The 1,054-nt window shown below is 70.8% G+C and carries 1 protein-coding gene and 1 tRNA gene; both read right to left on the reverse strand.

All coding sequences use genetic code 11. The features are described from left to right. The coding region (locus H5J33_RS36310; protein WP_181798926.1) for a FadR/GntR family transcriptional regulator at positions 1–628 on the reverse strand (628 nt) is incomplete at its 3' end. Positions 629–704: 76 nt separating this feature from the next. Further along, positions 705–778: transfer RNA gene (locus H5J33_RS36315), tRNA-Lys, on the reverse strand. Between the last annotated feature and the right edge of the window lie 276 nt (positions 779–1,054).

Below are 1,054 nucleotides of genomic sequence, written 5' to 3' on the forward strand. Positions count from 1 at the left end.
TGGCGCGCTCGGCCCGCAGGGAGTCCCCGGAGCGCACCGCGTCCACGATCTCCCGGTGCTGCCGGCAGGTGACCCGGGGGTCCTGCGGCATGGCCGCCAGGTCGCGCCGCACCCGGTGGAACGCGTCCCAGAACGCCTCCAGCACCTCGCCGAGCAGCACGTTGTCCAGGCCCCGGTACAAGGTGGCGTGGAAGGCGCGGTCGGTCCCGGCGAGCCCGGTGCCCTCGGCGGCCTCCCGCTCCATCCGGTCGACGAGCGCGTCCAGCTCGGCCAGGTCCGCCTCCTCCAGCCGCCCGGCCAGCCGCGACACCAGTCCCGTCTCCACGGCCTCGCGCAGCTCCAGCAGCTGGAGCAGGGAGTCCTCGCCCCGGTAGTGGCCGGCCACGGTCCGGAAGGCCAGCCCCTCGATCATCGGCGCGAACGACATCGAGCCGACGTACGTCCCGAAGCCGTGCCGGATCTCCACGATGCCCATCGCCTGGAGCGCCTTCAGGGCCTCCCGCACCGAGTTCCGGCTCGCCCCGAGCAGCCGCATCAGCTCCGGCTCGGTGGGCAGCGGGGCGCCCGAGGGCAGCCGCCCGTCCACGATCAGCTTCTTGATCCGCTCCTGAAGGTCCCGGGCTGCCATGGCCAGAGCGTAACCGCCCGTCCCGACCCCGGGCAGACGAAAAGCCCCCCGCCGAAGCGAGGGGCTTTTCCGTCGGTGCGCCGCCAGGGACTCGAACCCCGGACCCGCTGATTAAGAGTCAGCTGCTCTAACCAACTGAGCTAGCGGCGCCTGCTGACAGGGAAAACTCTACCGGAACCTCAGGGGTGCTCCGGACCGCTTTCCGGTGGCCCGTACCCCGCCCGGAGGGTCCGCGTACATCATTCGGACCGTCAGAATGCGCGATTCCAAGGCGGTTGGGAAACTGATCAACGTGCGCACTCGCGGACACATCTCCCAGAATGTGAGGCAGATCGCATGACCGCTCCGATGTTCGAGGAAGTCGACCCCGCGAGCGACTGCCTCTGTCCCCGCTGCCGCCTCTCCCGGCACGGTTCCCCGCGCCCG

Origin of the sequence: Streptomyces sp. WELS2 (assembly GCF_013870595.1) — a bacterium.
Classification (GTDB): Bacteria; Actinomycetota; Actinomycetes; order Streptomycetales; family Streptomycetaceae; genus Streptomyces.